The organism is Candidatus Woesearchaeota archaeon, assembly GCA_016928155.1.
Lineage (GTDB): Archaea > Nanobdellota > Nanobdellia > Woesearchaeales > JAFGLG01 > JAFGLG01.
The window spans coordinates 192,017-199,117 of the sequence record JAFGLG010000002.1 but is presented as its reverse complement, the minus strand read 5'-3'; the positions used below and the strand labels follow the sequence as shown (position 1 = coordinate 199,117).

Here is a 7,101-nt window from a genome sequence, read left to right as displayed (position 1 = left end):
CCCACTTGATCTAGGGTGTTAGCGTGGCCTGCTCGGGGAATGTCAGCTTTGGATTGGTTTTAACAGGGACTTTGAAGCCACTAACCCTAGCGTTAGACAATCATTTCACTATATCTATTAGTCCGTTGGGCTTTATGCCCAACTTGATCCAAGATGCGAGCTGGATTCACAGCTCCGAGATTCCGGACAGAGTCCCTAAGACCCTAAATTTTATAAATAAGGGGAAGATTTTGACAGTCATGGTGAATCTTGTGATTGTTGGTACAGTTGGGCTCGATGAAGTGGAGACCCCATTCGGAAAGAAGTCAGATTTGTTAGGAGGTTCTGCCACTTATGCAGCATACGCTGCTTCCTTCTTTGAGAGGCCTGGCATGGTGGCAGTTGTCGGAAAGGATTTTCCAGAGAAGCACTTGTCTGATTTCAGGAAGAAAGGTATCTGCACTGAAGGCATCAAGATAAATCACAAGACCTTCCGCTGGTCTGGCTATTATGAGTTTGACATGAATGAGGCTAAGACTCTGAGGACTGAGCTGAATTGCCTTGAGAATTTTGATGCGAAGCTCCCAGACAAATATAAAAAAGCAGAGTATGTCTTCCTCGCGAACATTGATCCTGATCTCCAGCTTCAGGTCATTGACCAGCTTGAAAACCCCAGGTTGATAATGCTTGACACCATGAATTTCTGGATCGAGCACAAGAGGGATAGATTGCTGGAAGCCATAAGGAAGGTTGATGTCTTTATCCTTAATGACGGTGAAGCGAGGCAGCTGTTCAACACACCTAATCTTGTCAAGGCTGCTAATGAAGCCCTGAAGATGGGCCCTAAGGCAGTCATCATAAAGAAAGGCGAGCATGGCGCGTTGTTATTCACAGATTCAAAGCACTTCAATGCTCCTGGTTATCCCATGGAGGACATTAGGGATCCTACTGGCTGCGGTGATTCGTTCGGAGGTTCTTTGATTGGTTATCTTGCGAAGACAAAGGATCACGACGAGAAGAATCTTAGGAAAGGTGTTGTCTATGCTTCAGCCATTGCCAGCTTCAATGCTGAGGGTTTCGGTCCTGGTAACCTGAAGGCTCTGACTGAAGACATGATATTGAAGAGATACCAGGAATTCAAGGATATGAGGGAATTTTAGGAGGTAATATATATGTATAAGGTTAAGGATATCAAGCTTGCTGATCAGGGTAAGAGGAATGTTGAGTGGGCAGAGATCCAGATGGGTGCTCTGCTGGAGATTAGGAGAAGGTTTGAGGAGAAGAAGCCTTTCAAGGGCACCAGGATCGGGATGGCTCTCCATGTCACGAAAGAGACTGCTGTGCTTGTCGAGACTCTTGTTGCCGGAGGCGCTGATGTCGCGATCTGCTCCTGCAATCCGCTCAGCACCCAGGATGATGTCGCTGCTTATCTTGCAAAGAAGGGCATCAAGGTCTATGCCTGGAAAGGCCAGTCTGATGAGGAATACTATGATAATCTTAAGAAGGTTGTGGAATTCAGCCCAAACATAACTATTGATGACGGTTGTGATCTTGTGACCTTGCTTCACACTAAATATCAGCACTTGCTGGAGGGCATCGTCGGTGGTGCTGAGGAGACCACGACTGGCATCATCAGATTGAGGGCGATGGAGAAGGATGATGCATTGAAGTATCCTGTTGTTGCCGTCAATGATTCCAATACAAAGCATCTTATGGATAACATCAAGGGCACTGGCCAGTCAACTATAGATGGCATACTGAGGGCAACTAATGTCCTGCTTGCAGGAAAGAATTTTGTCGTCTGCGGATACGGCTCCTGCGGAAAGGGTGTTGCAAAGAGGGCTCAGGGCATGGATTCGAATGTGATTGTTGTCGAGGTGGATCCTTTCAGGGCATTGCAGGCCGTGATGGATGGGTATAGGGTTATGCCCATGGCAGAAGCTGCAAAGATAGGTGACATCTTTGTGACTGTCACAGGCAACAAGAACATTATTGACATGCATCATATGGGGCTGATGAAGGACGGTGTCGTCTTGGCGAATTCAGGTCATTTCGATGCTGAGATCAATCTCAAAGGTCTGAAGAAGGTTGCTCCTGCAAGGAATATCAGGCCTTTCATGGATGAGTATTTGCTTGATGGCAAGAGGATTTTCATTCTTGGCCAGGCCAGATTGATAAATCTTGCTGCTGCTGAAGGCCATCCTTCCACAATCATGGCCATGTCTTTCATCAATCAGGCATTTGCCTGCAAGTTCCTTCTTGATAATAAGGGGAAGCTCAAGCCCAAGGTCTATACCTTGCCTCCTGAGATGGATGATGAGGTCGCGCGTCTTCAGCTTGAGGCTATGGGCATAGAGATTGATGAGCTCACTGATGAGCAGAGGAGATATCTGTCGACATGGCAGGAAGGGACCTAGATATTTCTGATTTCTTCGATTATCTTCTTTTGTTTGTCTTTGAATCTCAATAAAGCCATTACTGCGCTCATGAAGAATATGAGAGATAAACCTGTCATCACCATGAAGCCAGTTATGCTGCTGACTAAAGCTTGTTTTGTGAGCAGCGCCAAAAGTAAACCAATGAGGTATGTGAACATTATTATGATAGTTGTCGAGTAATAATTAAGATATTTTGTATATGTTAGATCAAGGATGTTCTTGCGGGCTGCTGGATGCATCTTCAATCACCAAATGATATTGCAAGCAGCACCAATCCGATAATTGAAAGGAGAACACCAGCAGTACCTATCCATTCCTGGCCACGGATGAAGAAGGGTATTGATATCATTACACCCACTACAAGGCCAATGACTCCTGCGATTCCGAGTATCGTCTTTTGCTTTAGCTTCATAGAATGGATATTAGTGTTTATATTTAAATATTTTTCCTGGACTGATCCGGAAATTATTCATTTTATAGTAAACTATAAAATAAGGTTATATCAATTTCTTATCATGACAAACATATTCATCTTCCATGGCTGCAATGGCAGCCCTGATGCTAATTGGTTCCCATGGCTGAAAAGAGAGCTGGAAGCCCGGGGCCATTCTGTTATTGTCCCCCAATTCCCCATAATGCATGATCAGAAGCTTGATAACTGGCTCAGTGTCATGGAGCAGTACAAGGACAGGCTGGAAGATTCGATCCTTATCGGCCATAGCCTTGGTGCCACTTTCATCCTTGATCTGCTGGAATCCTTCGGTATCAAGGTGAGGTCAGCTTATCTTATCGGAGGTTTTATTGGTAAGCTGGGCCCTGATTTTGATGTATTCAACAGCACTTTTGCTGAGAAGGATTTTGATTGGGATAGGATCAAGCAGGCTTGCGGTTCTTTTCATGTGATGGCTTCTGATGATGATCCATATGTCCCATTGTCAAAAGCGTATGAGCTGGGCGAATCGCTCGGTGTTTCCCCGATTGTGCTGGAAGGCCAGGGCCATTTCATGTTCTTTGAGTTCAGGTATCTTCTTGATGGATTGAAGCGGATATGATCATCCCTATTTTGCGATTATTTTTGACAATTGCCTGTCCTCTCCGAACTCCACGATGTTGTGGAAGTGTTCCTGGAGTCTTCTGGCTTGCGGGTGCTTCAGGAATCTGAAGTATGCCTCTGCCTTCTGTCTCCTCTCTATGTATTTTGCTGCGCAGAATCTCTCTTCATGTTTTCTTTTCATTATTACCACCTCTGGTAATCTTTTCCATTATCCCACGTTCATCGAGGCCTTCGAGATCCTCAGGATTGAGGTCTGGGTATATCTCAAAGCTCTGGTCAAGGATCCGGATATCATCTATGAGCTCCTGATCCCCTTCAATGACATTTATGTACAGTTGGTTCTGGAATTCTTCATCGAATCCTTCGATTATTTCAGCTGCTTCAGGGTCTATCTGCCCAAAAGCCATTCTCTTCTCTTCTTTTGTGATCCTCCTCTGCTTTGCTGCCTGTTCCCTGTACTTTGCGTCAAGTCTCTTTGCTATGGATTCTGTTATGTCCTGTGTCATGTTGTTCTCGATCATCTTGGCCATGACCTCATCCTTGAGCATCTTTGTCTGCTCATTCAGCGCATGGACAAAGTCTGACACTGGCCCTTTGTAGCCTGTTTCTCTGAGGTCGCCTATTGTCATCTTCCATTCAGCTTTCCTTTCCATCATTATTCCTTTGATCTCCTGGCCAAGGTTCTCGATCCCGGGTTTGTCTTTGCCTGTTTCCTTTTCTTTCTGTTCCTGATTTTTCTCATCCTGTTTTTTTTCTTCCTTCTTTCCCTCTGTTCCTAGCTGGCCATCATCCTTCTGTCCCTTTTCGTTGTTTGAATTGTCATTCTTCATGACAAGCGGGCTGCTTCCTTTCATCAGGACAGGTGATCCTCCGCCTGAATTTCCCCCTGATGCTTTTGCCGCCTCTCCGGCAGGCAGGATTATCAATAGGCAGGCAATGCATACAGCTGCCAGTGATGATGCCAGCGCTGCCTTGCGGATTTTTATGTTTCTCATGAGAAGTTCTTAGGGCATGAACAGGATATAAAAGACATAGTGAACAGACGTGAACAGGCTGTTTTTCCTAATTGATATGTGACTAAAACATTGTTGGTTTGATATAAGAAAAAAATGAAAAAAGGGATGGGATTGCAGGTCTTGGGTGTTTTGGGTCTCTTCGTTATTGAAAATGACGCTTGTCATTTTAGGGGTTTTAACCCGTTTTTCAGGGAGTCATTTTCAATTCCAAACCATGAGATTTCGCCACTCATCAGAGTTGGCTGTTTACTGCGAAAATCAGGATTTAAGGCGGAATTTCAGGGTGCTCAAAATAGTGGTTCGAGTGTAACCTGGAGCTGAGATATGATTTTTTTCCTTTGCCACTATTTTGACAAATCGCACGATCAGATACTCTAACTTTTGGGTTGGGGATTAGTGTGATTTTTGTTATTCTGCTATGATGATTGTCAGCGGCATCTTGTCCTCTCCCAGCATTGTGATGTTGTGGAAATGCTCCTGTATCCTCTTTGCCTGCGGATTCTTCAAGAACCTGTGGTACGCTTCAGCCCGCTCCCTTCTCTGGAAATACTTCTCTGCTGAAAATCTCTCTTCATGCTTCCTCATCTGAACCACCTCCATATTGTGGATGTGACAGGTTCAGCCAGTGATCATGTTCATGATCTGCTCTGGTTCGAGGTTATCGAAATCTTCTGGTTCAAAAGGGACTCTCCATATATGGAATTCTTTGCCTATGTCCTTTATCTGCGTTTCAAGGCCTGCCTTGTCTTCCTCTGATCCCTGTTCAAGGGACACATACACCAGTTTCTGGAAGTCATCTGGCATTTTTGCCACTTCATCCGCAGACTCTTCATCTATTTCGCTGATTCTCCTGACGATCTCTGTTTTGCTTATCTCTATCCTCTGCGCCGTCATCTCCAGCACCCTTGCCTGCATCCTTTTACCTATGTTCTTCGCCATCTTCTCTTCGAGCTTGCTCTGCTTTATCTCTTCCTTGAGCTCTGTCCTCATGTATTTTGTCTGCTCATTGAGCTCCCTGACAAAGTCTGATACCAGCCCTTGATAGCCGGCATGCCTGAGGTCGCTCACTTTCAGCTCGAATATCCCGCCTGTGATGGTCTCATCAGCCTTTTCTTTGCTTGGCTCTGCAGGTATGTAGTCTGTGGGTATCTGCTGGGGCTCTGGTTTCTCTTTCGGCTTCTTGTCTGTCTTGTTGTCTATTTTTGTGATTGATGGTCTTTCAGCAGGGTCCTTTGCAGGGATTTCAGCCGGGGTGTCTTTCTCTTGCCAGGTATCTATTTCCTGGTATGTATCGGCTTGAATCTGTGTATCTGCCTGTGTGTTTTCCTGGGTCTCTGTGTTCTGTGTATCGTCTGTTGTTTGTGTTGTCTGTGTTCCTCCTGTGCCTACAATCACTGTTGAGCCGTCATTTGTATATGACACATTGACATAGCCTGGCACTTGGGCAGACATTGTTCCGACTAGTAATAGCAGCAATGTTAGTCCTAGTGCCAGTTGTCCCTTCATATTGATAACCTCTCCTGTCTGTGGTTCATTAAGCATGAACAGGATATAAATGGCATATAGTACAGCTGTGAACAGGCACGTATCCAGGTTATTTTCTTGCTTATCCCTTTTTTTATCATTTTCATCATCTGTCTCATAATCCCTTGAACCATTCTGTCAGCCTGACATAATGCACAGCGCTTGTCTTGTCTATCTCGATTATCTTCTTCCTTTCAAGGCTGTTCAGGCATGATGCCAAGCTGCTCTTTGCATACCCGCTTATCCTTTCTAGCTTGTTCCTTTTGATCTCGCCATTGTTCTGCATTATCAGCTCAACAAGCTTTGCCTGGTGTGAGCTCAGTGTCTTTATGACATTGGCCTGTCCTTTGCCTTGTCTGTTTGTGCCTTCTGTTGATTCTCCTGTCGGTTCTTGTGATTTCTTTAGGAATATCATGATGCCTGCGATTGCTAAGAGGATTATTGCCAGTATTATCAGGTAGATCCAGGTTTTCTTCTCATTCTCGGCAGGCTTTTCCCCGAATGTGTATGTCAGCCTTATGTCAGAATCATCGAATGATATCTCATTTGTGTCTGCATCGATCAAGCCCCCTGTCTCCAGTATGATGGCATGGCTCGGCAGCTTGATTTTTGTGTTGGCATGACCGAGAAGGTCTGTTTCGAATGTCCAGTTCGCTCCTTGCTTGAATGTGAACAGGTCTGTCTTGTAAATGACAACTGCGACATCTTTTGCTGCTACCTTTATGCCGTTCTCGCTCAGCACATACAGCCCACCTTTTATGCTTGGCTGGGATACATCGAGCGGCAGCATCACTTCTGTGGTATCCTGCCCTGTTATCTGGAGCATCACCACAGAATTCCCGGTCTCTGATACGAAGACAGTCGCATTTGTCTCAGCATTTATGGGGGTTGCGAAGTATAAGAAAATCACTAAGCAGATCCATATGCCCCCAAAACGCTTCATTTTAAAATGGGTCATAAATTATATATATAAATATTTCCTGCTTTTGGGCCGTATTAAGCCTTTGCACAGCATGAACGATTGGCCTGTCCGTGGGTCACAAATATGCATCAATTGATCTGTCAATAGATCCATGAATATGTTCATGAA

10 protein-coding genes are annotated in these 7,101 nt (G+C 45.0%); 3 read left to right on the top strand and 7 right to left on the bottom strand.

Annotation, left to right across the window (positions count from 1 at the left end; all coding sequences use genetic code 11):
- The first annotated feature begins 239 nt into the window (after window positions 1-239).
- The gene (locus tag JW968_01310; GenBank protein MBN1385597.1) at window positions 240-1,139 is read left to right on the top strand and encodes a sugar kinase; all 900 of its coding nucleotides are present in this window, start codon (window positions 240-242) and stop codon (window positions 1,137-1,139) included.
- A 12-nt stretch (window positions 1,140-1,151) separates the two neighbouring features.
- The gene (locus JW968_01305; GenBank protein ID MBN1385596.1) at window positions 1,152-2,396 is read left to right on the top strand and encodes an adenosylhomocysteinase; all 1,245 of its coding nucleotides are present in this window, start codon (window positions 1,152-1,154) and stop codon (window positions 2,394-2,396) included.
- Here the strand turns inward: JW968_01305 and JW968_01300 are convergent.
- Both JW968_01300 and JW968_01295 read right to left on the bottom strand, forming a co-directional pair.
- A complete protein-coding gene (locus tag JW968_01300) occupies window positions 2,393-2,656 on the bottom strand; it encodes a hypothetical protein (GenBank protein ID MBN1385595.1) in 264 nt (87 codons plus the stop codon). The genes JW968_01305 and JW968_01300 overlap by 4 nt on opposite strands.
- A gap of 2 nt (window positions 2,657-2,658) precedes the next feature.
- On the bottom strand, window positions 2,659-2,829 hold the full coding sequence (locus tag JW968_01295) for a hypothetical protein (GenBank protein MBN1385594.1): 171 nt from the start codon (window positions 2,827-2,829) through the stop codon (window positions 2,659-2,661).
- Between the two features lie 103 nt (window positions 2,830-2,932).
- Here JW968_01295 and JW968_01290 point away from each other — a divergent pair, with 103 nt between their 5' ends.
- Window positions 2,933-3,469 (top strand): alpha/beta hydrolase, encoded by a 537-nt coding sequence (locus JW968_01290; protein ID MBN1385593.1) that lies wholly within the window; start codon window positions 2,933-2,935, stop codon window positions 3,467-3,469.
- Window positions 3,470-3,475: 6 nt separating this feature from the next.
- Here the strand turns inward: JW968_01290 and JW968_01285 are convergent, their stop codons facing one another.
- From JW968_01285 to JW968_01265, 5 genes are all read right to left on the bottom strand, one after another.
- A complete protein-coding gene (locus tag JW968_01285; protein ID MBN1385592.1) occupies window positions 3,476-3,652 on the bottom strand; it encodes a hypothetical protein in 177 nt (58 codons plus the stop codon).
- Window positions 3,636-4,466: a hypothetical protein gene (locus JW968_01280; GenBank protein ID MBN1385591.1), complete on the bottom strand. Its 831-nt coding sequence runs from the start codon at window positions 4,464-4,466 to the stop codon at window positions 3,636-3,638. The genes JW968_01285 and JW968_01280 overlap by 17 nt, the downstream gene beginning before the upstream one ends.
- Window positions 4,467-4,895: 429 nt before the next feature.
- The gene (locus JW968_01275) at window positions 4,896-5,072 is read right to left on the bottom strand and encodes a hypothetical protein (protein MBN1385590.1); all 177 of its coding nucleotides are present in this window, start codon (window positions 5,070-5,072) and stop codon (window positions 4,896-4,898) included.
- Window positions 5,073-5,105: 33 nt separating this feature from the next.
- Window positions 5,106-5,993, bottom strand: coding sequence for a hypothetical protein (locus tag JW968_01270; GenBank protein ID MBN1385589.1), 888 nt, complete (start codon window positions 5,991-5,993; stop codon window positions 5,106-5,108).
- Between the two features lie 133 nt (window positions 5,994-6,126).
- Complete coding sequence (locus JW968_01265; GenBank protein MBN1385588.1) at window positions 6,127-6,954, bottom strand: hypothetical protein; 828 nt, start codon at window positions 6,952-6,954, stop codon at window positions 6,127-6,129.
- Between the last annotated feature and the right edge of the window lie 147 nt (window positions 6,955-7,101).

Coding starts and splice junctions, on each gene's coding strand:
- JW968_01310 (MBN1385597.1), top strand. CDS start 240: ATGGTGAATCTTGTGATTGTTGGTACAGTTGGGCTCGATGAAGTGGAG.
- JW968_01305 (MBN1385596.1), top strand. CDS start 1,152: ATGTATAAGGTTAAGGATATCAAGCTTGCTGATCAGGGTAAGAGGAAT.
- JW968_01300 (MBN1385595.1), bottom strand. CDS start 2,656: ATGCATCCAGCAGCCCGCAAGAACATCCTTGATCTAACATATACAAAA.
- JW968_01295 (MBN1385594.1), bottom strand. CDS start 2,829: ATGAAGCTAAAGCAAAAGACGATACTCGGAATCGCAGGAGTCATTGGC.
- JW968_01290 (MBN1385593.1), top strand. CDS start 2,933: ATGACAAACATATTCATCTTCCATGGCTGCAATGGCAGCCCTGATGCT.
- JW968_01285 (MBN1385592.1), bottom strand. CDS start 3,652: ATGAAAAGAAAACATGAAGAGAGATTCTGCGCAGCAAAATACATAGAG.
- JW968_01280 (MBN1385591.1), bottom strand. CDS start 4,466: ATGAGAAACATAAAAATCCGCAAGGCAGCGCTGGCATCATCACTGGCA.
- JW968_01275 (MBN1385590.1), bottom strand. CDS start 5,072: ATGAGGAAGCATGAAGAGAGATTTTCAGCAGAGAAGTATTTCCAGAGA.
- JW968_01270 (MBN1385589.1), bottom strand. CDS start 5,993: ATGAAGGGACAACTGGCACTAGGACTAACATTGCTGCTATTACTAGTC.
- JW968_01265 (MBN1385588.1), bottom strand. CDS start 6,954: ATGAAGCGTTTTGGGGGCATATGGATCTGCTTAGTGATTTTCTTATAC.